The 26293-nt window shown below is 52.3% G+C and carries 19 protein-coding genes and 3 pseudogenes; 7 read left to right on the top strand and 15 right to left on the bottom strand.

The window, feature by feature from the left end:
- The 3 genes from VE954_RS14085 to VE954_RS14080 all read right to left on the bottom strand — a co-directional run.
- Positions 1-796 (bottom strand): 2-hydroxyacid dehydrogenase (locus VE954_RS14085; RefSeq protein WP_324953768.1); only part of this gene is annotated, 796 nt, incomplete at its 3' end.
- 155 nt (positions 797-951) lie between these two features.
- A complete protein-coding gene (locus VE954_RS44250) occupies positions 952-1446 on the bottom strand; it encodes a transposase (protein ID WP_414699006.1) in 495 nt (164 codons plus the stop codon).
- A complete protein-coding gene (locus VE954_RS14080; RefSeq protein WP_324953766.1) occupies positions 1353-1862 on the bottom strand; it encodes a hypothetical protein in 510 nt (169 codons plus the stop codon). Before VE954_RS14080 ends, VE954_RS44250 begins: the two co-directional genes overlap by 94 nt.
- Before the next feature lie 218 nt (positions 1863-2080).
- Here VE954_RS14080 and VE954_RS14075 point away from each other — a divergent pair, with 218 nt between their 5' ends.
- From VE954_RS14075 to VE954_RS44245, 4 genes and pseudogenes are all read left to right on the top strand, one after another.
- Positions 2081-2728: a hypothetical protein gene (locus tag VE954_RS14075; protein ID WP_324953764.1), complete on the top strand. Its 648-nt coding sequence runs from the start codon at positions 2081-2083 to the stop codon at positions 2726-2728.
- Positions 2729-3018: 290 nt separating this feature from the next.
- Positions 3019-3914 (top strand): annotated as a pseudogene (locus tag VE954_RS43790) (dienelactone hydrolase family protein).
- Between the two features lie 386 nt (positions 3915-4300).
- Positions 4301-4486: pseudogene (locus VE954_RS43785) on the top strand (N-acetylglucosamine-binding protein GbpA); the annotation flags it as partial.
- A gap of 63 nt (positions 4487-4549) precedes the next feature.
- Positions 4550-5539 (top strand): annotated as a pseudogene (locus VE954_RS44245) (lytic polysaccharide monooxygenase).
- 42 nt (positions 5540-5581) lie between these two features.
- Here VE954_RS44245 and VE954_RS14050 read toward each other — a convergent pair.
- From VE954_RS14050 to VE954_RS14035, 4 genes are all read right to left on the bottom strand, one after another.
- The gene (locus VE954_RS14050) at positions 5582-6724 is read right to left on the bottom strand and encodes a chitinase (RefSeq protein ID WP_324953757.1); all 1143 of its coding nucleotides are present in this window, start codon (positions 6722-6724) and stop codon (positions 5582-5584) included.
- 116 nt (positions 6725-6840) lie between these two features.
- Positions 6841-7539, bottom strand: a complete 699-nt coding sequence (locus VE954_RS14045; RefSeq protein ID WP_324953755.1) for a YkgJ family cysteine cluster protein — start codon at positions 7537-7539, stop codon at positions 6841-6843.
- A 237-nt stretch (positions 7540-7776) separates the two neighbouring features.
- Positions 7777-8382, bottom strand: a complete 606-nt coding sequence (gene gstA, locus VE954_RS14040) for a glutathione transferase GstA (protein WP_324953753.1) — start codon at positions 8380-8382, stop codon at positions 7777-7779.
- A gap of 112 nt (positions 8383-8494) precedes the next feature.
- Entirely contained in the window at positions 8495-13186 is a 4692-nt protein-coding gene (locus VE954_RS14035; protein ID WP_324953751.1) for a cytochrome b5 domain-containing protein, read from the bottom strand.
- Positions 13187-13393: 207 nt separating this feature from the next.
- Between VE954_RS14035 and VE954_RS14030 the strand changes: the two genes are divergently transcribed.
- Entirely contained in the window at positions 13394-14230 is an 837-nt protein-coding gene (locus VE954_RS14030; RefSeq protein ID WP_324953749.1) for a hypothetical protein, read from the top strand.
- A gap of 71 nt (positions 14231-14301) precedes the next feature.
- On the opposite strand, the gene VE954_RS14025 is transcribed toward VE954_RS14030, so the two are convergent.
- Positions 14302-15762, bottom strand: coding sequence for an ice-binding family protein (locus VE954_RS14025; RefSeq protein ID WP_324953747.1), 1461 nt, complete (start codon positions 15760-15762; stop codon positions 14302-14304).
- Positions 15763-16311: 549 nt separating this feature from the next.
- Between VE954_RS14025 and VE954_RS14020 the strand changes: the two genes are divergently transcribed.
- On the top strand, positions 16312-16557 hold the full coding sequence (locus VE954_RS14020; protein ID WP_324953745.1) for a WGxxGxxG family protein: 246 nt from the start codon (positions 16312-16314) through the stop codon (positions 16555-16557).
- 160 nt (positions 16558-16717) lie between these two features.
- Here the strand turns inward: VE954_RS14020 and VE954_RS14015 are convergent, their stop codons facing one another.
- From VE954_RS14015 to VE954_RS13990, 6 genes are read right to left on the bottom strand one after another with little or no spacing between them, the layout of a single operon-like run.
- Entirely contained in the window at positions 16718-18805 is a 2088-nt protein-coding gene (locus VE954_RS14015) for an adenylate/guanylate cyclase domain-containing protein (protein ID WP_324953743.1), read from the bottom strand.
- A 57-nt stretch (positions 18806-18862) separates the two neighbouring features.
- A complete protein-coding gene (gene pdeM, locus VE954_RS14010) occupies positions 18863-19528 on the bottom strand; it encodes a ligase-associated DNA damage response endonuclease PdeM (RefSeq protein WP_324953741.1) in 666 nt (221 codons plus the stop codon).
- Complete coding sequence (locus tag VE954_RS14005; RefSeq protein ID WP_324953739.1) at positions 19441-21984, bottom strand: ligase-associated DNA damage response DEXH box helicase; 2544 nt, start codon at positions 21982-21984, stop codon at positions 19441-19443. Before VE954_RS14005 ends, pdeM begins: the two co-directional genes overlap by 88 nt.
- Positions 21953-23569 carry an ATP-dependent DNA ligase gene (locus tag VE954_RS14000; protein WP_324953737.1) on the bottom strand — a complete coding sequence of 539 codons (1617 nt, stop codon included), beginning with the start codon at positions 23567-23569 and terminating at the stop codon, positions 21953-21955. The genes VE954_RS14005 and VE954_RS14000 overlap by 32 nt, the downstream gene beginning before the upstream one ends.
- A complete protein-coding gene (locus VE954_RS13995) occupies positions 23570-24568 on the bottom strand; it encodes a ligase-associated DNA damage response exonuclease (protein WP_324953735.1) in 999 nt (332 codons plus the stop codon). It lies immediately after the preceding gene.
- Between the two features lie 27 nt (positions 24569-24595).
- Positions 24596-25198, bottom strand: a complete 603-nt coding sequence (locus VE954_RS13990) for a hypothetical protein (RefSeq protein ID WP_324953733.1) — start codon at positions 25196-25198, stop codon at positions 24596-24598.
- An 80-nt stretch (positions 25199-25278) separates the two neighbouring features.
- Between VE954_RS13990 and VE954_RS13985 the strand changes: the two genes are divergently transcribed.
- Positions 25279-25959 carry an endonuclease III gene (locus VE954_RS13985; protein WP_324953731.1) on the top strand — a complete coding sequence of 227 codons (681 nt, stop codon included), beginning with the start codon at positions 25279-25281 and terminating at the stop codon, positions 25957-25959.
- A 34-nt stretch (positions 25960-25993) separates the two neighbouring features.
- Here VE954_RS13985 and VE954_RS13980 read toward each other — a convergent pair whose 3' ends face one another.
- Positions 25994-26269, bottom strand: a complete 276-nt coding sequence (locus tag VE954_RS13980) for a hypothetical protein (RefSeq protein ID WP_324953729.1) — start codon at positions 26267-26269, stop codon at positions 25994-25996.
- Positions 26270-26293: the final 24 nt, after the last annotated feature.

The following is a 26293-nucleotide window of genomic DNA, read 5'->3' as shown; positions in this document are numbered from 1 at the left end:
CCTCTTCCTCTTCATACACATCCAAAGCAGCGAAACCGATAATGCCAGCTTTCAAAGCCCGCATCAGAGCCGCCGTTTCTACGAGCCCGCCTCGACTGGTATTCACGAGCACAACACCCTTCCGCATGGCTTGAAATGCAGCATCATCGATCATGTGATGGGTCTTCGGTGTCAGGGGCGCATGCAAGGAGATGATCGACGATTCCGTGAAGAGTTCGCCCAGCGGCACATAACGCACCTGCAGCTGATCGATGAGAGTCTGATTCGGATAAGGATCATAGGCCAGAACCTGACAGCCGAAACCTCGCATAATGGAGGCAAACGCTCGACCGATTCGGCCCGTCCCGATAATGCCTACGGTTTTGCCGTGGAGGTCGAAACCAACCAGACCATCAAGTGAAAAGTTCATCTCCTTCACACGGTGATAAGCCCGATGGATGCGCCGATTCATGGTGAGGATGAGGGCCACGGCATGCTCAGCCACTGCATAAGGCGAATATTCCGGGACGCGCAGGACGGGCAAGCCGAGTTCGGAGGCCGCCTTAATATCGACCTGGTTAAAACCGGCCGAACGCAATGCGATCACCTTTACGCCCCCTTCCTTTAAGATCTGCAGCGTTTCGCGATCGATGCGATCGTTGACAAAAGCGCAAACCGCTTCAAATCCTGCCGCCAGTGGAGCTGTCTCTCGGGTCAGACGCGGTTCGAAATAGGTGATTTGGTGTTGAAAGGCGCTATTGCTGACATCAAAGGCTTTGCGATCAAAACTATGAGTGTCGAAGAATGCGAGTTTCATAACTGGTGTGCCTCATCCTGAATCAAGACCATCGGATTACAGTCACCCTCTTTTACCCTAAAAAAGCTGGACCTCCAATGTATGGCTCTGAAAAAAAAGAACGCCCTCCAAACCCTGGACAGTCTTAGAGCCTATCCAGCTCTGTTGAAAGGTTATCATCTGATATGACAGGCAACAATCATCAAATTGTGTGTTAATGTTCTGAGCTGAGCTTCTCTTATTTGAGCTGGCCAACTCCTGCTTATCAAAGCCACCCCCAATCGTCTCTTGTGTCTTGAGATTGCACTTTCAACCTGCCAGCGTTGTCTATAGATTCGCGTTGGGAAATGTAGTTTCATCTGCCGCCTGAATTTTGTCGTTGGCCATTTTCGAGAGTTGCGTTTTCGCGCTGGAATCACTGACGACTTTATGCCCAATTCCTTCCTGCACACACAGTGGTTCGCTTCCGAATCATATGCTGCATCTGCCAAAACGCGATCGAAATGAATATGGCGCGAAGCCTCGCGCATGGCAGGTGCAAAAGCTGGCGAGTCATTTGTAGGTCCCATCGTAACTATCATACCTGCCCAGAGGTGGGTCTTGCTAAGACAGACGATATTAAGTTTTGGATAGCGATGCCATGTACTTCTTTTTTGCCCCGTTCGTTGCACATAGTATCCGCTGGGATTGCTTGAGTCCATTCCTGTAGAATCAACGATACCCTCGATTTTTCCTTTGAGAATTCCGAGTCTTTTTGCTTCATCGAAAACGGAAGACGGGAGGATTTCAAACCCCCTTTTTTCAGGAGTCTTTGTCCTGCATAGTAGAGCGTTGAATAATGCGGAGTATGATCAAGCTTCAATGCATGCCTGAGCTCGGACAAATCATTTAAAATGGCGACGATGCCACGATAGTCAGTTCGGAAAAAAGATTTCAGGACCAGAATCGCAAAAAGCTGAGCTTGGGTAAAATCGTGACGGGATTGTGGACACGAATATGTATCAAGGGATCTTTGGCCTATTTTTAAGGCCAATTTAGCGATCGCTAGAGGAGACTTTGTCATTGGGCGTGCATCTGATGGGCACATGATGAACCCTCCCTATTCGAGATAAGGTCATCATATTCTTCTTACTTTTTTCTTCAATAACCTTTCAACAGAGCTGGATAGGGTCTTAATAGCGTAATATACTTAGAATACAATAGACAGCGCCTGTAAGAGGGGTATGGGAACTTTTTGTCTCGGACCAGGAAAATTCGATACTCTCAGAAGTTCAAGTGAAAGGGAAGACTCGTATGGGAAGGTTCTTGCAGAATTCGGCCTTGACCCTGTGCTTTTGGACAGGCGCGCACGTCTGGGCACAGACGTTGCCCACTTCAGCACGATCTGAATTTAACCGTCAATCTCAGGAAGCGGGTGTGTGGGCTGGCGCCTCGCTTCGAATAGGCGACATGAATCTGTTCGAAGTCAGTGGAGAAGCAGCGTATTTCTCAGAACCCAATGAAATTTTAAGTGTGCGAGTGAGTCGTCTTTCAGCCAATGAATTATGGTATGGCTACCGTCTCGATTCCGTAGACAACACAACGCACTTGGAAGTCAGTGGCACTGCCATCAGCGTAAATTGGAAGCGCTTTCTTGCCGATTCGTTCTACCTTAGAGCAGGACTTGAGCACTTCAATCTAAAGGGTGAATACTTCATAGCGAGCGAAAGTGAAAACGTGAGGCTGCACGTCGGCGACATGAGTCGGCAGAATGCCTTGTTTGCGCTCGGCAATCAATGGCAGTGGGAATCTTTCACCCTGGGTTGCGACTGGGCTGGAGCCTCTTATCCCATCGCATATCGTTATGCATCGCGTCGCGACGAGATCGAATCAAACACCGTTAACAAGTTTGCCAAATCGGGTGAAACAACCTATTTCCACCTACTTCATTTTTATCTTGGGAGGACTTTTTGAGCCATTGGGGGATCCAGCGGATAGTAAAAACGGCTAGAGCCGATCCCTCTCGCGAGCCTTGATGGATGTAGTGGCATTGATCGAAGAGCCATTCTTTTTTTCCGCCCAACCTCCAGCACCCACCCAGGACCAGGAACTCCTTAGCTTCCTTGGCTATCGGTATTATTATGACAAGCTCTGCACAGCAGTCCCTTCATGGTTGCCAGATATTGCACAAATGGTAAGTTGCATTTTGACAAGAACGAAATGAAAATCATATCCTTTTGCGTAAACCTCTCAAGGAGGATCTCATGACGAACCGCAAATCCTCGCAAGACTATCCGCAGGAGCTCTGGAACCTTTTTGACCAATTTGTTCACGGAGAAATGGACCGACGCGCATTCTTTTCGCAGGCTCAAAAGTTCGCGGTGGGCGGACTCACCATGGCCGCCCTCTGGGAAAGTCTTCGCCCGAACTACGCTTGGGCCATCCAGGTCGACAAGAATGATAAAAGAATTCAAACCGAAACAGTGACTGTTGAGTCGCGTCAAGGAAATGGGAAAATCACCGGACACCTGGCGCGCCCTGCAAACCCAACATCCAAAAAACTACCAGTCGTGTTGGTGGTGCATGAGAACCGGGGCCTTAATCCCTACATCGAAGACGTCGCCCGCCGATTGGCGACGGAGGGATTCATCGCGTTTGCGCCTGATGGGCTGACGACCGTCGGTGGGTATCCGGGAGATGAAGACAAGGGCCGGGACTCTTTAAGAAAGTGGACGAAGATAAGATGACAATGGACTTCGAAGCCGCGGCTCGATGGCTAAAGGCGCGTCCGGATTCCAACGGAAAACCTGGTGTCGTCGGCTTTTGCTTCGGTGGCAAGATCGCCAATACCCTGGCTGTTCGCATGGGATCCGATCTCCAAGCTGCAGTGCCGTTCTACGGATCACAGCCGTCCAGTGATGAAGTTCCCAAGATTCGAGCTGCTTTGCTGATTCACGATGCCTCCCTGGACGAACGCATCGTGAAGGGTTGGCCCGCTTATGAGGCCGCGCTCAAAGCAAACAAAGTGAACTACACCCACTACTTGTATGAGGGAGCGCAACACGGTTTCCACAATGATACCACCCCACGATATGACGTGAACGCAGCAAAGCTGGCTTGGTCGCGAACGGTGGATTTCTTGAAGAAACATGTGAGTTAAGTTGAGGCTGTTGCAACGCTATAGCCCTGATTCTGAAAAACCCAAATACACTCTCCAAACTCTGGACAGCCTTAATCCTTTTGCACCATAAATCTGTCAAGCCTCAGGTCTGACTTCAGAAGTCGTCGTGACCTGATGCGCGCGGCGATGTGCAAAACGGGATCGAGAGCGTGGATGAATCTTGCATAGGGCTTCGATGCTCCCATTCATTCAGCAAGAAAAGGCAAACCATGCAAACACTTCCTCCCATCAGCTGCGTCCTGTCCCTTGGGCTGGCCCTACTCCTTTTAGGGTGCAGTCATGAAAAATCGCTCAGCTCGGTCTCATCATCCGATGAAACCCAATGCCACACCCATGCTTTGACGCTATCATCAACCGCTGTTGATTTTGTTTTCCCCAATGGACTCTCCACTTATGGAGATGGCACCGTGGTCCTGCAGCCTAAAAATGGCAGGATCTATCGCTGTAAAGGGTTTCCTTATAGCGGCTTTTGCCAGCAATGGTCATCCGCATCAACTCGATTTGAGCCCGGTACGGGTTCCAACTGGATGGCCGCCTGGGATCTCCAGTAAACAGGTCATATCTCATGGATAACCGTTCATTCTCACCATCAACAGCAAGCAAAGAGAGCCGTTATGCATCAACCCAAGTTCCTCGTATCCCTGGGCTTCGGCACAGCCCTGACCTTCATAGGACTTCTTATTTCACAGCCCGCGTTGTCCCATGGCTACGTGAATAATCCTGAATCCCGATCCTTCTTTTGTAATCAGGGCGGCAACACCAACTGCGGATCCGTGCAGTTTGAACCGCAAAGCGTCGAAGGCTCGGATGGATTCCCTGGCAGCGGCGCAGCGGATGGACAGATTGCAGCCGGAGGCCAAGCGAGCTGGAGTCCGCTCAATGAACAGACGGCAAGCCGCTGGAAAAAGCGCGTGATCAAGTCCGGAGGCAATAGCTTTAGCTAGCATTTCACAGCTCCGCATGTGACCCGGGACTATCGTTATTACATTACCAAGGCGGACTGGAATCCAAATCAACCTTTACGTCGTGATTCCTTTGATCTAAATCCTTTTTGTGTGGTTGACGGCGGCATGATTCGACCGCCTTTCGATGTCACCCATGATTGCAACGTTCCCGATCGCAAGGGCTATCATGTGATCCTTGCTCTTTGGGATGTTGGTGACACAGCAGCCACGTTCTATCAGGTCATCGATGTTGAGGTGAATGGAACCGGCGCTGTTGTGCCAGGTAATGGCGGCAGTGGTCCCAAGCCTCCGGTCGATCCAGGGAAGGTGACGCCTCCAGCGCCTGGCAATCCAGGTGCGGGAACTCCTGGTTGCAAGGATCCCAGTGTTGGGAAGAAATCATGCAAAGCCCTGCCGGGAGCAGCTGCGGATAATCAGTGGTGCAATTTGAATTGCAATCATAATCCAAGCTTCTGCCCGATCGACCTTTGCAGCTGTACCGGTGACAGTGCAGCCTTGGAAAAAACCACCCCCGGTGCCGGGGTGAAACTCAAGGTGTGCCAGCCGGTGCCTGGAAGCGCGGCAGATGCGCCGTGGTGTAACATCAACTGCAACAATAATCCGAGCTTCTGTCCGGCTGATTTCTGCAGTTGTCAGTGATCTTATTGAAGCGTGAGCGGTGACGCTCGCGCTTCTCGCGCTCTAGAGCGTATCCAGAAATGCCCGATGCCCTTTGGAGAACTCGGAATTGCTGGCCGCATCCCAATTGATGGACCAGGTCATGAGCCCACGAAATTCAGGATAGCCCGCCGCCTGCCGCAGCTGATACGTGCCACCAAATCCCTGACCTTTGATAAGATACGTCAGCGCCTTCTGAACCTCGGCGTTCGCCGTAAAGCCACTGCCCGCGGCGCTGGCGTTGGCCGGTAAACCGATGATCACCTGATCGGGACGGAGGCCGGGAAAGACAGCCGCCGCATTGCGAGCGACGGGAAACCCAGCGATCAGCATTTCAGCCAAGGCCACATGAAAATCAGCAGTTCCGGCGTTGTAGGCTTTATCATCCAGAGCGGACACGCTGCCGGTGTTGTAATGCTGAACATGAATGAAAGTCAAAATATCCCGCAGCGCATGAATAACCGGCAGATAAGCGCCGGCGGGACCAACATAACTTGAAAAACCAACCTGAACGTAAAATGTTTCCGGCGCCATGGTGATGAGCAGCTTCTTATCAAAAGCTGTATGAAGTTCACGCACGGCATTGATCAAATTGGTAATCGCAGGCGTCTTCGGTGCTTTAAAGTCTGTATCTCCAGCATCCAGGAAAAGTGAAGCGCCTTCCAGATCGATGTCGATACCATCAAATCCGTAGTTTCGGATGATCTCATGCATGGAATCATAAAAATTCTTTTTCTTCACATCAGTATCAAGATGAACTATCGCATTCGCTCCCCCTACCGAGATGAGAACGGGTTTTCCCTTGGCCTGCAGGGATGCGATATCCTGCTTGAATTCCTCAACGGTGGTTTTGTAAGGCGTGAAAACCATCTTGGCCGAATTATCCGCGCTTTCTGCAAACGCCACATCCACGACATCATAAGCTGGACTCACATCCTTGAGTCGAATAAAACCCGAGCCGTTATCAAAATTATGCCAATAGCCTACGAGCAACCTTTTACCCAGGGCTGCATCCGAGCGCGGGCGATTCGGGTTGACGGCTGGTTGGGTCGGGCTATCGGCGCCAGGGGACGTGGTTGTTTGATCCGAAGGGGGCGTGCTCTTGTTCGCCTTACGAGGCTGGCACGACATCACCAACAAAGCTGACAGCAGAATAATTTTCTTCATGGACGCGAGACCCCTGATAGGCAAAAGCAAGAGTGAGAAACGAATGCAGGTAGTCTATCACGTGAAGGTGAGATGATGCTATGGGATGCGAGGCTCATCGAGAGCCCCGGCCTGGCTCAGTTTGCCTTATCAGCTAACTCGGTGTGGCTGTTAAAGCTGGCTTGTTGTTCCTGAATGAAAGCAGGCAGGGGTACGGTGGCATTGTGTGTCACGTAAGCCGAAAGATAGGCATCCACATCCGGATTCACGTCGATTTCAATGCGAGCGAATTCCTCGGTTTTGCAGAAGGATGGATCACTCTGCACGAAATGCCGGCGGCACATCAACGGCCTTACACTGTAGATCGAGCACTTCTGATCAGCATCCAGAAAGATGCAGCGGCGGTCGGCAAAGGGAAGCTTTTCATAAGTCCCCGGTTCGCCTTTCAAGGCCTCGGATTGTATGTCCAGGAGCCGCGTGTCAAACCTTATGTTGTTCTCTGCCACATGCTGCTTAATTAATTCCGCTTCCCAGGGAACGATATCAACTTTGGAATGACAACAGGCCGAGCAACCCGCTCGGCAGGATATCGGTCTTCTATTATTTAAGCTGATTTCATCCAAAACAACTTTGATTTTGTTGATGGCAGTTGCATACGCATAATCAGGGTCCATGGTTTTCATTTGGTGCTGATAATCTGAAAACTTTTTATCGAAAAATTCCACACTGCCCTGCTGACCTGAGCTTTTGATCAAAAATCCCTGAGGCGTCAGATTGAAATCCACAGTCTTGGGTTTGGCATCGGCTTTTTTCGGTTTTCTGGAGCGGCTACTCATATGGTCTTCCTCGTAAAGAAGATGTCACGAGAGAACTCGTTCTTTTGCATGATTGGATTCAATTTCTAGCGGACTGCTTTAAGAATAGATTCAGCGATTTTATTTGACAAGTCCTGCCTGTGCCGGGTTTATAGACAGTTTTACCCTTGGCATTTTGGATGGTCATCGGGAGGAAATAAAAAAGGCTCCCTTATGGAGCCTTGTCTTCATTGTCGAGCCATCGAAGGGCGTCTTCTGCTATTTGATCAGCCCCTCGGCTTTTAATGCAGCCTGGACGGCGGGACGATTTCGGACGCGTTCCATGTAACCAGCCAGCTCCGGCCATTTACTGAGATCAATCCCTTGCACGGGGCTCCAGTTCAGGACCGTGAAGAGATAGGAATCCACCACGCTGTATTGAGAACCCAGCATAAATTTACCACCCGCGACGCGCTGAGCAAGATAATCAAATTTTTTCCCAAGCGTTTGCTTCGTCACCTCCTTGAACTCAGGCGGTGTCGCAGGATTCCATAAAGGTCCGAAACCCTTGTGCACTTCAGTGGCTACGAAATTGAGTGCTTCCAGTGCTTTCCACCGTTCGGTGGTGCCGGCTTTGGGCAGCAGCTGTGCTTCAGGCTTCAGATCGGCAATATACTGCAGGGTCACAGCGCACTCGGTAAGGAGATCACCACTATCCAACTGCAGAGCAGGAACCTGACCTTTGGGGTTCACTTTGGTGTAATCACCATCACGCCAGGTCTTGGTCTTGAGGTTGACCGGTTCCAGACTGAATTTAGCTCCAACTTCCTGGAGCGCAATATGAGGGGCCAGGGAACATGCGCCTTGAGAATGATAAAGTTTCATGTGAATCCTTTATGAACTATGGATTTGCCACCTGGGTCAGCTGCTCCATAATATCCATCAATCCCGGCATTTTTGAAAGGGTATTTCCTCATACCCCTTTTCCATAACCCGTTTAGGCGGCCCCCCTGGCAAACTTGACCGCGGCGAACTCATTCATGGTGGCAAAGGTTTCCGCGCCATCATTACGTCCGATGCGGTTCACCTGCAGAACGCCGGTGGCACTTTCCAGCAGAACGGCCACTCGGGCAAAACTGGTTGCAACCGCCAGGCGGAGCTTCAGCATGGCGTTTTCAAAATCCGGATCGTTCCTCTGCGAGGCCTGCCGCATGTCGACAATGACTCCGTAGCTGACGTATTGCGTCTGCATCAAGGATATAATGCGCTCGTTGCTCGCAATCAGTTCAGCGATCGCATTGACCGGCGTGGGGGTTCGCCGCAAGATGACGATTTTTTCGAGCGGGTGTTCCTCGAACGTCCAGTAAATATCAGTCATAAGAACATTGATTTTTTCCGGCTGCCAGGGCCTGATATCCAGGAGGTTGCCATCGTGTTCACGCTTCCAACCCATCTCGTGGAAGAAATTGCGGGCCTCCCGATAATAGGTTTCAAAGGCTGTTGGGAACTGCCGAAGCTCTGCCAGCAGCCCCTGGCCCCCTTCTTCCAGGGTCCTGGATTGAAACCTTTCAAAAATCTCAATCCCGCGCTTCAAGCCTTTTTTGATGGTGAGCAGCAAACGCTTATCCATACTTTCAATCTGCGTACAGGCCAGGTTCAAGGTCTGGCGTCTCGGATCATCCGCAGTACTGCTTTGATCGATCAGTTCCGCCAGCAGAGTCTGCATGGCGCTTGACAGCGCAACGGGAAACTTGGCATCCAGGCCTTCGTGGATAGCCATGATCACATCCTGCATCCAAAGCTGTTCGCTACCAGTGGATGCCATGCCGCTGGTCAGTTCCCAGATTTCAATAAAGGGTCGGCCGCCCAATTCATGGGCATAGGACTGAATGAAGCGCTGATGGGTTTCAATCGACCTTTGCACCTTATAGAGGCTGCGGTCAGTCGCTGTGTCCCCAAGGGTCGCCTGGCTGGTTTGCAGGGACTGATCAAGATTCTGAGCATTCTCCATTTCCACGACCAGATAGAGAATGTCGATCCATTTTCGATAGAGTGCCGATAATCCGACCACGGACTGCGCACCACGCAAACTCACAGTCCGGGAGGCTCCCTTAAAATCCAGTTGCCGCACCACACCAATTTCATACATATCGCGCATGGCTTCGATTTCCGAATGACCCTGATGGACCCTCATGAAGCCTTGCGTCGCATCCAGACCACAGTAATTGACCAGAACGCTATGACCGCCCGGATGCAGACCAATAAAATCTGTGACGTCGTAGACAACGCCATCAATGATCATCCAGTAGCCCTGATCTTCTGAATTGCGATCCACTACATCCGAAATGTTATACGCCTTGCGATCGGTATCCCAGGATCGGGCATGCGTGAAAATCTCCTGCATGAAGCGACCCTCGGCCGCGATGCGGCATAGGCTTTCATGCGATGCTGCCATCCGCTGATCGATGTTGCCTTCGAAAAAGTCCGAGAAGGCTGTTTTCAAGGCATTGTGGATGCTTTTGGCAAATCGGGTTCGGCCGCAGATGTAAAGATAAGCCCCCTGACCGCCTTCTTCGGGACTTTGCAGCATGCGCCAGAGCTGGGCCGCATTAGCCTTATCGAGCAGGAGATCCTGGATGTGACCGCGTGGGCTTTCGTGATAAGTGAAGGTTCCGTGGTTCGCCGACAGTTTTTGAAACACAGGACGCGCATCTTCCTGGGAAAACAGGGTGTCGAGTTTGATCATGCCACTGGCGAGACCGGGCAGCAGGTCGTCCTGATAATAGAAGAAATCCCGCGACTGAAGGCTGAGCAGAATCCAGCAGGGACCACTCTCCTTTTGCTGCATCCGGCGCGCGATGAAACTGCGGAAGGGAGCAAAGCCTGTTCCGCCAGCGATCATAATGATGGGCGTGGTGTGATCTTCGGGCAGGCTGAAGCGTGGGGGATGATCGATAGTGATGGAAAGAGGCGCCTTGCGGCCGTGACTTGTGGCTAGAAAGTTTGAAGCCGTACCCAATCGTTCCACATCGGATTCACCTGATTTACCATCGGACTGATAGCGAAGGCGCCCTATGGTCAGATGAATTTCCGTGGCCGCTTCACCCGATTCCAGTGCCGATGAAATGGAATACATGCGGAACTGTTCGGGTGGAACCACACGGGCGATATACATAGGTGAATGGTAATCACTGGTCCAGAGTCGACTCGGATCAAAACCTTCGGATCGCAGAAAAATCAAAAGATCCCAGAGTTCCCAGCGTGACGTGGTCTGACCTTTGATGGCCTGAGCCAGAGCTTTATTTTGCGAGATGGCATGCAGGGCTTCCGCAAGGCGCGGGACGACGGGTCGAATTTTGGCAAAGCGAAGAAAATCACGCAGACTCAAGGTATGAGATTGGGCAAAGCCATGCCGCAGATGGGCAGCCTTGATCCACTCCTCGGTCAAGCGAATGGATTCGCTGCCGTTGGCGCCGAGGGCCGCCAGCGTGCGCTCGATCAGTTGATCCGAATTTTCGGGTAGTATCCCGCAGCGGTCACCGGGCCTGTAGTGGATTCCGGCTCCGGAGACGTCGATCACCACATGTTTGACGTTTTCGGGTCCTGAGTGATGGGTTTGACCCACCGCTTTGATATAACCGTAGTGACAGCTGCTCGGAAACGACTCCTGCCTTTCCAGACGGGAATATTCGAGTTCAGAATCCACCTGATCCCAGGTCCGATCCTTGAAGAGTCCTGAAAAACCACCAATGGTGACACTGCGTCCGACCTTGAAGGCAATCTCAAGATAGCCATAAACCTTCAGGCGGTGGCGCCCCAAAAAGCCATTGGGGCCTGCATAAAGTTCGAACGCTTCCCGAAGCAGGGCCTGCAGATTGGGATCGTCAGAGGAACGAATATATTCGGGTACCGAAGTTGAGGCCACCGCTTCGAGGAAATCCTGCCAAAAAGGAGGATAACCACTGCGAAGACTTTTGATCTCTTTGCCCAGAAACGTTTCATGCTTCTGGCGCCCGAAGAACGTATCCATAAGGTTGAAGATGGGCGAGGATGTCCCACTGGGACCCTGGACTCCTGGCTTCAAGGGAACGGCAAATGGCGCCACGGTCTTGGCCCATATCACGGGATCCACATGACTGCTGCTGACGGGATTGGGATTGATTTTAAGGAGAGAAACCTGAACCACATGCTTCAGACACTTCAGGATCGTGACCAGCTCATCTTCCAGCACGCTCCGGCTGTCTGTTTTCAACGCTTCCTGACCCCGGGCGATGGCGCCGATGATCGGAGCGCATTGGGCGAGGATCTCGGTTTGCGTCAGATAAAAATTCTGCTCTTCCTTATTGTTCACAGTCGGCATCAGGAGGGCCATGTTCTCGACCCGAAATGGATTGGCCGCATCCGCCTGCCTTAACCTCCAGTTGTACACGATAAGATCGATGTACGAGAGGACTTCCTGGTCACGACCCAGACGCCGACGCACATCAGTCCAGGGCTGGGTGATCGAGGGTGGCGGGTCCTGAGGACCGTCGGTTTCCACATACGCATAGGCATGAGCCAGCATCGCAAGGATGGCCCCGGCGCGGAGCAGATAGGCGTCGCTTAATCGTTCCTCGCTGGCTTGGAGAATGGGGAGGTTGCGGATTTCCTTGCGAAGCTGCAGATTTCCATAAAGATCGGGCAGTCTACGGATCAGATCATCCCAAGGCTGAAAATCAGCCGGCATTTTTTTTTGGGGGTGATGCAGGGGCATGAATCCATGTGAAAACGAGAGAAAGCCCAGATTTTCATGACCCAAAAAGCGATTCATCTTTTCGGCATTTTCGATCACAGCATGCGATGAGGCCTTTTCCGACGGCTTGATCTCGACTTTGTCGGATATCCGCGGTTTTCGTTTGAGGTCCAGCTGATAGTCCATCTTCCCAACAAAACGATACTCACGATCGAATTCGTGCAGATAGTTGGTGAGGTACCGGCGCTGTTCATTGCTGATACGACCTTTATAAATATCTTCAAAGGATTCTGTGCCATCGCTCGAATCCATGCGCTTCAGAAAGAACAGCGTCATGTCCTTGCCCTTGAAGAAATCCTGAAGATACTGGTGATCGGGCCGGGCGTGGCTCATGTCAAAAACAGCGCCTGCGATCGCGGTGTGCAGCGGATATGTTTTCAAATCCTCTTTGGAAAAAATCCGCGCCGGGCGCGGCGGAAAATGAAAGGGTCGGTTGACGGGATCCGTCTTGACTTCAATGCTCTTCAGAACATTGATATAGTCCGGATTCAGCGTCATTTGCTCGGCACCGCGGATCAGGATATTGAGATAGCGGCGCGAGGGTTGATAGCCTTCTTTCAGTCGTTCTTCGATCCCGACGTAGGCATAAGCGGAGACCGTGCGTCCGGTATAGGTTACGACCATGAACTTGAGGCGTTTATAATTCACGCCTATCGCTTCCAGTTCATCCAGGACCTTGAGATGCTCGTCACGACAGGAGTAAAGGATGCCATGCACCTGATGGTTGGCGTCCATCGAAATGTTCCCTGTTCCGCCTTCGATCAGGAAGAAATCCGGTATATTGAAACTCAGCTTCCAGCCATCAAGAACAGCTGGCTCGGCAGAAAGAGGTTCCACGCCCTTGGCTTTCAGGGATGTGATACTCATGTTGGAACCGTAACCGAAGTAATAAAACATGGCCAACCTCACTCTATACGCCGGATAGGGATATGTTAGCCTGGGGCTGTAACCGGGACCAGGGTCAGCTTCTGCAGCCCCCTGGTTGGAAATTTTGGCCAGAATTCCTACTTTTTGTAAGGAAGTCGCAACCCATGGGTGATTTCTGGGAAGCTCAATAATTGGGCGCAATCGACCGATCCAGAAAGGGTATGAAAGGAACGGTGTATGGCAGCTGTTAAAAAAGCTGAAAAATCGGAGCCGGCTCAAGCCGAAGATCGTGATATCTTCGCGAAAGCTGCGCCTGATATCGTTCTTTACCAATGGCCCGCAAGTCAGAATTGTGACAGCATTTACGTGCGCTGCACGAAGATCCATAGGTTCCTGGGCTATCTGCATGCCCCTTATAATGTCGCCGATATCAGTTTTCCCAAAACCTCGAATCAAGCCGAGATTTCGGATAAGGTCGCTCCGCTGATGCGAAAGCTGCCTATTATTCGAATCAACGATACCAATTATGTTGAAGGTACGGACAAGATCGTCAGTTGGTTGGTCGAGCGGCACAATTGTCAGGATTTTCTGAATACCGACGAATCGCAAAAGACCCAGCTTTGGTTTTTGGATCATTGGGCTGAACGCTGGCTGGTCTGGCTTGTGATCTATGGACGGTGGTTTAAGGAAGAAAACTACGTTAACTTCGTTAAGTCCTTCACTGCCATCAAAAGCAGTCACGAAATTCCACGTGCCATTGAATACATCAAGATGCGGGCCTGCACCATCCTGAAAACCACCGAGGTTGGGGGGATGAAACACAGCGAATACGTTCAGCAGCTCAGCCAGGGCGCAGAAATGTTAAACCGGATCCTGGAAAAATCGGAATTTATTTCCGGTCCCGTCCTTAGAGAATGTGATCTTACGATTTTCATGAGCATTCAGGCCCTGCTAGACCCTGCGCTGGAAGATGAGTCCAAGCTGCTGCAAAACTTTGGCAACCTGGTCCGCTGGGCGAAAAAAGTCGATGAAATGACCAAAACTCCGCATAGCAAACCTATCTCCCTCGGATAAATTTGTCCTACACAACGAAAAAAGCCAAAGATAAATCTTTGGCCCCTGGTTTCTTTTCGAATGAACCAACTTCAGTTGGCAGGCTTGGTCACAGCATTCGCGTCCAGAGTCACTGCCGTTTGCGCCAGGGCCCTACCGTTGAGGACGGCCCCTGTTTCAAGGACAATCTTGGTTTGGCTCAGTATGATTCCATTGAACTGCACGGTGGTACCGAGCTTAACCTGTCCAGCAACTTGCCAAAAAATGTTTTTGGGCAAGGCGCCACCGGCAAGGATGACTTTGACTCCATTGCTGACTGTTAGGTCCTGGGCTATTTGAAAGATCCAAACATCATTGGCGGAACCCGAAATGGTGACATCGGTGGCCATGAGCAAGCCTGTGCCCCATTTATAGAGTCCAGGAGCCAAAGTCTTCCCGCTCACATCTCCTGCTCCCAGCTCCGTAAAGTCTGGCAGCGATCGTCCCGCAGCATCGGTATAAGCCGTTTCCATATTGCCTATCGCAGTCGTGAGCTTGGATGGGGTTGGTGCTGCCATGTCAGCAGCAAACAATTGTCCTGTCACAAGACTTGATGTCGCAAACACATTGGTGGCGTCCAATGTTTCGGAAAAGCCGGTCAGGTAGCTCTGGGCAGCAGGGCTTAAGCCAATGTTACCGACAACGGACGTGGCGCCCGTCACTGAAACCGCGGATTTCGCCAGGACAACATAATCACCAGATGTTCCAAGGATGACCGGTGCTGGCCCTAAGGCTGCTGTTGAACCCGTGGTAAAGCTCAAAGTATAGGCGTTGGCCAGGGGGTTTCCTGATAGGTCCTTGACACCCGTGGTCACTGTGCCGGTAAACAGGGTATTACTGGACAGATTAGCCGTCGGGGTGAAGGTTATCTTGGTTGCCGTATATGTGACCGTACCTGCAATAGCTGCAGATCCTGTGCCCTTCAAGGAGAATGTGTTTGCATTGAGGGTTGTTGGGTCCATTTCTTCATCAAACACAACACTGATAGGCCCATTGATCGCGACACCGACAGCGCCAGCAATCGGGAGGGTGGAATGTATGCTTGGAGCTGTGCCGTCCGATGTTGACCCGCTGGTGAAGGTCCATACATGATCGCTTGGCAGCGCATGACCTTCCAGGTCTTTGACGCCCGTTGTAAGGGTCGCTTTATAGAGAGTATTGGCTGAGAAATTGTTTGTCGGTGTAAAAACCGTCGTTTTGCTGGCTTCTTCGTAAGCTACGGTGCCTGGCAGCGGTGCTGCATCGGGCCCCGAAACGATGAAGGTTGCGGCAGTCAGTGTTGTTGGGCTCATGGCTATACTGAAAGTGGCAGCTACTTTTCGATTGATAGCAACATTGGTCGCTGCATCGATAGGAACAGTGGCATCAACTGTGGCTAAGCTCGCCGTGATAACTGAGGATTGGCTATCATTGTCGTCTTCGCAGCCGCCGACAAACGTCGCCAGGGCGCAAGCGGTTAAAAACTTGATCAGTAAGGGTTTCAATGCGGAGGGTAATACACGACTTCGGGACATCGGATGTCTTTCTTGTTCACATCGTGGATGGTCTTCATAGAGACCCAGAAAGTGAACGTACGACTTGTTATCAATCTTATTCTTCGTGAACTATAGCACTATTCACGAGGGATAGCTTGCATTATCGCCATAACAATGTGCGTATATCGTGAAAGCATCGACTTTGTGTTGATAGCATGATGTTGAGGACATCGATGACGAATTACGAAACCTCAGACGGGAATTTTGATGTCCGGCCAAACCAAAGCCAATGAGAAAAATTTCTTTTGCAACGACGGCCATCGCCGAAAATTTTGAAACGTTTTCGCCTCGAGTCCACGCGCCCGCCTCTTCTGAATTTCAGGGAATAGAACGTAGAGTATAAACGCCGCGACGAGCTGAGAAGTTGGGTGGCCATGGCTCTGCACAAGTTTCCACCCAAGCCTGATGGACGCAATCAAATCCATCTTACAAGAAAGTCAACGCGCTCCAGCTTGGTTGGATAGCATTTTGCATTGAGATGAGCGGCAGGTTCATAGCCTGATTCATACACTTTTGGGAGTTAAAATTATGAAGTTTTCCGCTGCAATTTTGAAAACAGCTGTCCTTGTTGCTGGCCTTAGCGGCGTCGCGCTTACCGCTCAGGCGCAAAGCGGTGACACGACTACCACGAACGCCCCTGATACAGACCGCGACAATGACCGTGGTTTCAATCCAGGCTGGCTTGGACTGCTTGGCCTTGCAGGGCTAGCCGGCTTGCGCCGCAAGTCGGATGACCATAATCACACACGCGTTGGAAACGCAGCCCGAGCTTAAGATCATTCCAAGAAACGTATGACTGGCAGCGGCTCTCGCTGCCAGTGGTGGCATTCCACCTTCCGGTATTTCAATGCTATCGGACGTCGTCAGGATTTGACCTCGCGCCGCGATTCTTTATACCCACGTCCAAGTTTACCCCGAGGAATTATCATTCTTATTATGAGACGCGTACCAAAGCGGCAAGACCCTGCGGCATCTGAGCAACTTTATACAGGGGGATTTCCATTTCGAGACCGCGGAGACGGTAGGTGCCGCAAAGCGTGTATTCAGCCGCATTCAGAAAGGGGGTAATGGCGTCAGTGACCATAATGGAATTTGGCGCTGCGATGCCTTCCACCCGAGCGGCGATATTCACGCTGGTGCCGACCACTGTATAGTCGGAGCGCTTGCTGCCGCCAAAGGTTCCGACCACAGCCTGACCTTGATGAATGCCAATGCGCATTTCAAAATGTTGACCTTCGCTTAGTTCCCACACTTTATTCAATTCAACCAGTTTATCCTGCATTTTGCGGGCGCACCGAACGGCGGCCAAAGCCTGTTCATCCGGTGGCAGCGCGCTGGGCGCACCGAAGATCACCATGATGGCATCGCCGATAAATTTATCAATGGTGCCACGCTCGGCGAAGATCACATCGGTCATGTTGATGAAAAAGTCATTGAGAATATGGGAGATGGTTTCAGGCCCCAGTCTATCGGTTGCGCGGGTGAACTGGCAAAGATCAGCAAAGAGAATGGTGACCTGTTCGTTTTTCGTTCGATCGTCGAGTCTGGATTGACCTGTGAGGATTTCCTGCACCAGCTCCGGCGGCAGAAAGCGCTGCAACACATTGGTTTCGATGTAACGCTGCAGACTTTCAATCTTGCGCCGGCTTAGCTGTACTCGATAGAAGCTGAAGGCCAGCACCATAATAGCAACGACGGCCGCTGTCAGAGCCTGACGGGTGATACTGGTGATTTTGGTCTGATTATCGATTTCAATGGACTGAAGGTGGTTGGTGTGTTCCAGCATGAGGTTCTGCTGGTTGCGTCGCTCCATTTCGAATTCTGCATAGTAGCGGTTGGTCAGTTCCTGCTTTTTGCTGTCAAACATATCACGCTGCAGCTCGGTGAGCCTTTTAAAGGAACGCATGGCTTCCGGGATGCGACCACTTTTTTCCAGGATCTCAGCTTCCAGCTGCGTATAAGTTGCCACCAGATCCAGATTGGTTTTTGCCTCAATATACGATTTCCATTTCCGTGCCAGCTTCGATGCGTCCTCGACCTGGCCCAGCTCCAAATGGGCTCGGGCCATGGACGTATCAATTTCAGCCAGACCAAGCTGGTCGTCATATTGGGCGATGGTTGGTCGGGCCATCTTGTACTGGTCAAGGGCCTTCTGATACAGCTTTTGTTTTTGATAGACCGCGCCCATGCCTCGGGTGGCCCCGGCAATTCCAAATTCATCCTTGATCGCGGCAGCATGTTTTAAGGATTTTTGATAGGAGCGTACGGCCTCATCCAGCTTCCCGACCTGGACCAGACTATTCGCATAATTTTCATAGGCAATGGAACCAAGAAAATGCAAATTGTGACGATCAAAATACTCGGTGATTTCCGCGAAAATCTGCAGTGACTCGCCCAGGTTCTGTCCGTTCAAGTCGGCCAGGAAAAAGGCAATGTTATTCAGCATCGCGTAATACCGTGCATCCTGGGGAGAATTTTTGAGCGTAACCAGAGCTTGATGCAGAAGGACGGTAGCCACATCCGTATGTCCATTGCGTTGCGCATCCCGGGATTGATACATCTGAACCAGCGCCAGAGTTGTGGCAGAGTTTGAGGCTTTTGCAGCCCGGAGTGCGCTTTCCAGTGCAGCGAGCGCGCCGGTGAAATCCCCTTTGCTGAAGAGAAAGCTGTGCTGCTGAATCAAGAACTGGGCATGAAGTTCAGGCTCGCTGGCCTGGGCGGATCGATCCAGGACCTGGGCGAGAACCTTGGGGACTTCTGTCAGATCATTGATGTGAAAATAGGCGGCATTCAGTTTCTGGGCAGCCCGCAGCCAGACCTTCAGATTCGTCTCGGGGGAGGTTTTGGAAAAGATATTCTGATAGACTTCGACAGCCTTATGCGGGTCTGCGTAGACAAGGTTTTCAGCTTTATCCAGGGCGAGCGCGTCGTGATCCATTTCAGCAAAAACTGGAGGAAATACCCAACCAGCGCATAGGCATGCGACGCCGAAGATTAAGAAGGTTTTGATGAAATACTTCAAGACTTTGCCTCTGCTTCCCTTTTCGACCGAAAAGGCTAAAACAGTGACCCCGCTTTCTTATTTCCCAGTAGGAATTCCCTTACTGCAGACAAAAACTGACTGCTCGGCTATGGCCAGGACACTATCGCTTCGTCCCGGACGAATGGGAGCCCCGCCGGTAAAGGAACCAAAGGAGGGTAGAATTCCACAGCCATTCTGCAGCCAAAAACAAGGCAAACGCAGACGATCGTTGCGAGGGCCTACGTTCACGACCGGATGCAGATGCCCGCACCAGGTAAAGGTCGAGCGTTGATTCTGCGGGTGGTGGCTGAAGACAAAGGACCCGTCCTGGTAAAGCTCGCTCACCATACCCATGCGCCACCCGGGTGGCAGGATCACGTGCCGATCATGATTGCCCCGGATAAAAAGAATTTCCGCTGAGATGGAGTCACGCCATACCCGAACAGTTTCCTGAACTTCAGGTGTCATGCCCTGGGGGCCGTGCATCAGGTCACCAAGCAAGACCAGCCGCTGCACCTGCAAACCATCGATCATCCTGCGCAGTCGGCTCAGGTCCTCGAGGAGTATGGCGCTACTCACCGGAATGCCTGCCATCTGAAAAATCTCGGCCTTGCCCCAATGCAGATCAGCGACCATCAGAGTTCGGCGCCCAGGCCAGTGGACGGCTTTTTCGGGGAGGAACGTGAAGATTTCGCCGCGGATTTCCCGCTGGGCTGTTTCCATGAATTCTTGATCCTTTCGATACGATCGGCGAGTTGTTCCGATGATATCTGTGCACTCACCCGCTCCACATAAAGAGGAAAAGCCAGGGGCGAAAAGTTGCGGGTCGTTTGAAAGCGGATCGGCGTGGACTGTAATTTAAGGAGGACCCTCTGCAGCCCGGCGCAATTGAATTGATCTTCCATGACTTCAACTTCAGCCTGACGAACGAGCAGATTGCCGGTATCAAATCGCTTGAGAACGTCGAATAGCAAACCACTGCTGCTCTGCACCTGTCTGTTGCTATGCCGACGACCTGGAAGGTTCTGATGCACAAGACCGGCCACCCGGGCAATGCCACGAAATTTGTGTCGAGCCAGCTCGGTCTGGTTCAGCGCGGCTTCAAGATCCTGGTACATATTCTCGGTGGTCAAGAGACCGTGAACCAAATCGCGCTCCCAATGCAGCGGAATGGAGCTGACGATTTCCAAGCCATAATCATTGCTGGCCAGAGAAAAGGTGGCGGCCAGCAGTCGACTCATGCGGTAAACCAGGAGCATACCGAGACTTTCGTGAACAGCCTGACCCTCAAACGGGAAAATAAAAAAGTGTTCGCCTTCGCGACTTCCGGTGATTTCAGCGAGAATTTCACCCGCGTGCGGCCAGAGTGAAATTTTTTTCTGCGCCTGGCAGACCGCGCTTAAAACACTGAGTTCGGGATCATCGCTTAAATCGGACCCATAGGCCAGCTGTTCGACCACCTCCCGCATAAAGGTACTGAGAAGCGGTGACCAGGGCAGCTTCTGTCCCAACCAGGTGGGAATAAGACCGTTCCCGGCTTTTTTACTGAGCCGTGTATAGATCGTAAGATCAGCGATGCTCACGACCTCCATCCAGCGGCCCGCATAAAGAAAGCGGTTGCCTTTACGGAGTCGTGCCGCAAAATTTTCCTCGATCATGCCGAGCGTGCGACGTCCCATTTTCACAATCATGCTGGAATCGGAAAGGATGGTGCCGATATTCTGCCGATGCCTTTGCATAATGCTGCGGTCTTTGACCACAAACGTTTCACTCTCCAGGACCACCCGGCAATACTGAGGATAGGCTTTCAGAACATCACCTCCCTCGACCACAAAGCGTAGCACCCAATCAAATGTTTCCCGGGTCAGTTGGCGAAAGCCATAGGCCGTGCAAACCTCTTGATACAAAGCATCCGCCTGAAAACCCCCACCCATGGCGCAGCTGACCACGTGTTGAATCAAGACATCCAAAGGCTGTTCGCGAGGTGTGCGTGGTTCGATAAATCCTGCCTGAAGCGCGCGACGACAGGCGGCAATCTCAAGCAGTTCCAAATTATGAGTCGGCACGAAAAGGAGTTCCGAATCTTTCCCGGGGGCGTGAGCGGAGCGCCCGGCCCTTTGAATGAGGCGACTGATCGATTTCGGGGTTCCGATTTGCACCACCCGATCGACTTCTGGAAAATCCACACCCAAATCCAAGGATGAGGTGCACACCACAAAACGGATCTGCCCTTCCTTGACGCCGTGTTCCACCTGCTCCCTGGTTTTGGGATCCAGGGAACCATGGTGCAGAGCGATGCGGTCCTCTAATTCCGGTCGAATCATCAGCTGGCCCTCATGCCAGCGCTCGGCCTGTGACCTGGTGTTGGTAAAGATCAGGGTGGAAAAAGCCGGATCCAAAAATGTTGCAACTTGAGGCAGCATGCGCAGACCGATGTGACCCGCCCCCGGTAAACGATCCTCAGGGCCTGGCAGAAGGGTTCGCATTTGAATGTTGCGCGGCGGCAGCCCGGTGATGAGAAGAGGTTGCGAGCCCACACCGCAGGCCGCCAGTGCTGCTTCCTCATGATTGGGTAACGTGGCGCTCAGGGCCCAGGTCCGAGCCCCAGATGCAAGGCTACGCACCCGACTCAGGCAGAGTTCCAGCAGAGATCCGCGTTTGCTCGATAAGAGCTCATGCCACTCATCGATGATAATGCCCTGCAGTTCACTGAACAGTGACGCAGAATTATCCTGGGTTAAAAGCAAGGCCAGTGATTCCGGAGTCGTGATCAGAATCTCGGGCAACTGCAACTTTTGCTGCCGTCTGCGAGCGGCGGTGGTATCGCCCGTTCGCGTTTCGACCCGCAGATGCAGACCAAGATCGGCACAGGGTTTGTGTAAAGCGTGTTCCACATCGCGAGCCAAAGCTTTGAGCGGAGAAATATAGAGCAGGCGCAATCCACGTCGACCGTCCCCGAGCTGAGGCAGGAATCCAAACAGGACCGCATAGGTTTTACCGCTGCCGGTGGGCAGCTCCAAGAGTCCGCTCGCCTGATTTTGAATCGCGTCCCAGGCTTGCTTCTGATGCGGCAAGGGTCGCCAATTTTGATCGGCAAACCAACGCTCACGCCAGGCCTCGCCTTCCTCGCGTGACCAAAGTCGGGCTTCAGGATAATGTGAGGTCCTGCGTGCGGCCATCGATCAACTCCCGGGCGCGTTCGACGGTATCCGCTTCGTCAGGTTTCTTATCGAAGCGCTCCCGCAGAATGCGCGGAAAACGCACCGCAAGACCGGATTTGTGACGACTGGATAAACCAATGCCTTCAAATGCGATCTCAAAAACCCGTTCCGGAGTCACGGATCGTACCGGTCCAAAGCGTTCCAATGTATGGCGCCGGATCCAGGCATCCAGTTCCTGAATTTCCGCGTCGGTTAATCCGGAATAGGCTTTGGCAAAGGGCACCAAAGCACCATCCTTCCATAAAGCAAAGGTATAATCGGTGAAAAGCGTGGCCCGTCGGCCATGACCCGCCTGGGCATAGACCAGCACGCTGTCCAGCGTCATGGGATCGACTTTCCACTTCCACCAGTCACCGCGTTTGCGGCCTTGTTTATAGGCTCCGTCCCAGCTCTTCAGCATAAGACCTTCACCACCACGGACCTCGGCCTGCTGCCGCAGCTCGGCGGCTTCTTCCCAATTTTTGGCCTGGAGCAGGGGCGAAACATGGAAGGGTGAGGGACTGTTGTGGAGAAGTTGTTCCATGTGTTCACGGCGTATGCTTTGGGGTTCGCCTCGCAGGTCGACGCCGGCGCGTTCCAGACAGTCAAAGGCGAGAAAGATCGCAGGGTGCGTGCCCAGCATTTTCTCACTGATTTTTTTGCGGCTGATGCGTTTCTGCAATTCGGCAAAGGGCAAAATCTTGCCATCCCGCTGCAGCAGCATCTCTCCATCGAGCACACAATCCTCGGGCAGTAAATGCGCGGCTTGAACGATTTCCGGAAAGCTATCGCTGATCAACTCCTCGCCGCGTGACCAGATGGCTACAAGGGGACCGCGTCGAACCAATTGCGCGCGAATTCCATCCCATTTCCATTCAATGGCATAACGCGAAAGATCGATGTCCTCACGCGCGGCCTCCTGAATGGACGAGGCTAAGTAAAAGGGATAGGGCCTCGTACTGGGAATCCTGACATCACCGGACACAGGTTCACGCAGACTTTCAATGAAGGTCGCCGTCACGGGCCAGTCACCGGTAAGCTGCTCGGTAACATAAGGCTCTTCCTGACCAAAAGCATCGGCCAGGGATTTAATCATCAGCTGACGCGCAACACCGGCCCTAAAGCCACCCGTGATGAGTTTGGTGATCATAAAGATTTCGTCGCGATTATGCTCGCGCCACCAGCTCTGCAGAAGGTCGACCTGTTCCCGGGGTGTTGTCCCACTCAGTTGTGGAAGCCTTATTTCCATCCAATCCTGCAGGGAAACGTCCACATTGCCTTGCGCACGCTGTGGGACCAGAAGTGAAATGGTTTCAGCCAGGTCGCCCACCACCGCATAGCATTCCTCAAACAGCCAAGGCGAAACCGCGGCCATTTCCAAAACGGCATCCTGCAGAAGACGTCGATTGACGAGCCGTTTTTGTTTACGTCCCATGAGCAGATAAAGGGCCCAAATTGCATCCGTCGCAGGCGCGTTACGAAAGTAAGTGGCCAGGGCCTCGCGTTTGGCCAGCGTGCTGGTGGTGGCATCCACCTCTTGAAAAAGGGTCAGGAAACGCCGCATTCAAGCATCCCCCTCGCCTTGAAAATGCGTGGACAGGGGTTCGGCATCCAGACCCTGTTCCACAAGATATTTGGAGAGTTCCTGGCTGTAACCATGAGTCACTAAAACTTTGCGGGCACCGGTGCTGGTAATGGTCGAGAGTAGACCATTCCAATCGGCATGATCCGAGAGAATAAAACCCCGATCATAGCCGCGCCTCCGTCGATTGCCGCGAATCTGCATCCAGCCTGACGCAAAACCGGTTTCGGCATCACCAAAGCGCTTGGCCCAGGGACTGCCCAGGGCGGAAGGCGGAGCCAGGACCAGGGCTCCTGCCAGCTTGGGAGTGGATTCGTGAACGCGCAGAGTCGGAGCCAGGGTCACGCCCTGATCTCGATATATCTGCACCATATTTTCGGTAGCTGTGTGGGTGTAGATGGGTTCATCCGTCAATTTTTCCAGAGACGCGAGCAGCCTTTGCGCCTTGCCGAGGGCATAGCAACCCAAAAGACTGTTACGGCCCAGGGCCCGATTTTTTTGCCACCATTGATGCACCTGTGCAGCGACGTCATCGGTGTCCGGCCAATCATAAATGGGCAGTCCAAAGGTGGCCTCGGTCACCAGGCCGTCGCAGGGGATAACTTCAAAGGGAAGACAGGTGGGGTCCGGCTGACGCTTATAGTCGCCCGTGACGACCCAGACTGTTCCTTCATATTCGATGCGCACCTGGGCTGATCCTAAAATATGTCCCGCGGGATGCAAGGACACTGTGACAGGACCCAGTGCAAAACGCTCACCATAATCATGCCAAATGAAATTATTCTCGGAACCCAACCGATGCTCAAGAATACGCTGCGAATCACGGACCGCATGATAGACCCGGCTGCCGGTGCGGGCATGATCGCTATGAGCATGGGTCAGCACAGCACAGTCGACGTTCTCCCAGGGATCAATATAAAAATCCCCGGGAGGACACTGAAGTCCTCTCGGGGTAAGCTTCACTAACACTGATACCGACACGTCCGACCTCCCGCTTACTGCGGTCGATCATACCTCAACGAGATGAGAATCGGGTAATAGTTGTACGCTCCGATAGTAGCACTTGACGCCAAGTCGCTTGCAGAAGGACACAAAGTTCTGATGATACCAATGTGTTTTGACGGCCGTTTCAAAATTGCGATTGGATTCCGCCTCGTCAATTCTGTCCGTTTCACCCAGGCGCGACTCATCAATTTTGATGGAGAAATGAGTGCCCAGGGGCTCGCGGAACTGCGGTCCTTCCAGTCCCTCGGTACGGGCCTTGGCTTCAAGCTGCAGCCTTTGCTGCCGTCGACGAAGGACACTTTTGCCGTGATCCTCCAGAATACTCATAATGATACGCAGGGCGTTGGGCGATTCCTTCAGCCAGCCCAGCAGGGTCACGCGACCCTTGGCTTCACCATCAGGCAGCTCCTGCACCACCAGATTAAAACGCACACCACCCGAGGTTTGGATGTGAGTTTCTTTGTCTTTTTTCAGAATGACGAGGTCGCAGTTTTGGTAACCCTTATACCAGTAGCGACCGCTCTTGATCTGGTGATCGCCGAGCATGAATTCAGCCTTGGATAGGGCCTTTTTAGCCAGGCCATTTTTTAGAACAAGTGTTGTCATGGTTGCCTCTTTCCATTCGGGTTCAAGCGAAGGAAACCCCATTCTAGCCATAAAAATTTATGGTGCAATCAGGAAATAAAATGAATGAGCAAACCCAGACTGCGTCTGAAAAAGCAGCGAAATTTTCCCTGAACAAGGCTCTGCAACTGGTCGAGATAGCCGTCGAACCCTTCCCTAAGGCTGCCCTCTTCGAGTTGGCGGAGCGTGGATGGAACACGACCTTTCAGCAGGTACTGGCTTGTATGATATCGGTCCGGACGTTGGATGAGGTGACCATCCCAGTGTCTGAACGCCTCCTGACGCGCGCGCCGACACCCGATCGTCTGCTGGAATTGCGTGAGGAGGAAGTCACTGAACTCATCGCCGAGTCCACGTTTGCGCGGACCAAAGCCCACAACATGCTGGAAATTGCTCGTCTGGCGTGGACTCGCTATGAGGGTGTCTTGCCCTGTGATGAGGCTCTCCTCTTATCCCTGCCGGGTATTGGGCCTAAATGTGCCAACCTGGTGCTCGGGATTGTCGCGGGGCAGGCCAAGATTGGCGTCGATATCCATGTGCATCGGGTGATGAATCGCTGGGGCTATGTGCAGACCTCGACTCCGGAGAAGACATTGCGGGTTTTGGAACAGAAGATTCCCAAGGAAACATGGATTGAGGTGAATCGCCTGCTGATGCCGTTCGGGAAAAACATCTGTACGGGGCGTCGACCACATTGTCCGACGTGTCTACTCCTGCCCATCTGCCCCCAGATTGGGGTCTAAGTCCGAAGCTCCGGGCTTCGGACCTTGTTTGTTATCAGTGCGGAACCGAAGCTTCCTGGCCTTGCGAACGCTCGAACTGATCGCTGTTCTGCATCATCTCAGCCAGATGATCCCGCAGTTCCACAACCATTTGCCGGTCCTGCTCGATGACGCGGTTAAGCATATCAATACAAGATTGTGAGTTTTGCTGCTCAGCATCGCGAAGGTATTTTTCACAGGCTTGCAGGCCCTCGGCCTTGTTGTGCAGCACGCTGATGAAGTCATAGAGAAGGTTGCTCAGCGGGCTGGCAGAATTTTGTTGGGTGTTCATGGATTATTTCCTTTGAAATAAGTG

This window comes from Oligoflexus sp. (assembly GCF_035638955.1).
Lineage (GTDB): Bacteria > Bdellovibrionota_B > Oligoflexia > Oligoflexales > Oligoflexaceae > Oligoflexus.
This window is presented reverse-complemented; position numbering and strand designations above follow the sequence as displayed.

Excerpts from the sequence above, each read along its gene's own strand:
- VE954_RS14080 (WP_324953766.1), bottom strand. The coding sequence starts at position 1,862 with ATGTGCCCATCAGATGCACGCCCAATGACAAAGTCTCCTCTAGCGATC.
- VE954_RS14050 (WP_324953757.1), bottom strand. The coding sequence starts at position 6,724 with ATGAAGAAAATTATTCTGCTGTCAGCTTTGTTGGTGATGTCGTGCCAG.
- VE954_RS14045 (WP_324953755.1), bottom strand. The coding sequence starts at position 7,539 with ATGAGTAGCCGCTCCAGAAAACCGAAAAAAGCCGATGCCAAACCCAAG.
- gstA (WP_324953753.1), bottom strand. The coding sequence starts at position 8,382 with ATGAAACTTTATCATTCTCAAGGCGCATGTTCCCTGGCCCCTCATATT.
- VE954_RS14035 (WP_324953751.1), bottom strand. The coding sequence starts at position 13,186 with ATGTTTTATTACTTCGGTTACGGTTCCAACATGAGTATCACATCCCTG.
- VE954_RS14030 (WP_324953749.1), top strand. The coding sequence starts at position 13,394 with ATGGCAGCTGTTAAAAAAGCTGAAAAATCGGAGCCGGCTCAAGCCGAA.
- VE954_RS14025 (WP_324953747.1), bottom strand. The coding sequence starts at position 15,762 with ATGTCCCGAAGTCGTGTATTACCCTCCGCATTGAAACCCTTACTGATC.
- VE954_RS14020 (WP_324953745.1), top strand. The coding sequence starts at position 16,312 with ATGAAGTTTTCCGCTGCAATTTTGAAAACAGCTGTCCTTGTTGCTGGC.
- pdeM (WP_324953741.1), bottom strand. The coding sequence starts at position 19,528 with ATGGAAACAGCCCAGCGGGAAATCCGCGGCGAAATCTTCACGTTCCTC.
- VE954_RS14005 (WP_324953739.1), bottom strand. The coding sequence starts at position 21,984 with ATGGCCGCACGCAGGACCTCACATTATCCTGAAGCCCGACTTTGGTCA.
- VE954_RS14000 (WP_324953737.1), bottom strand. The coding sequence starts at position 23,569 with ATGCGGCGTTTCCTGACCCTTTTTCAAGAGGTGGATGCCACCACCAGC.
- VE954_RS13990 (WP_324953733.1), bottom strand. The coding sequence starts at position 25,198 with ATGACAACACTTGTTCTAAAAAATGGCCTGGCTAAAAAGGCCCTATCC.
- VE954_RS13985 (WP_324953731.1), top strand. The coding sequence starts at position 25,279 with ATGAATGAGCAAACCCAGACTGCGTCTGAAAAAGCAGCGAAATTTTCC.
- VE954_RS13980 (WP_324953729.1), bottom strand. The coding sequence starts at position 26,269 with ATGAACACCCAACAAAATTCTGCCAGCCCGCTGAGCAACCTTCTCTAT.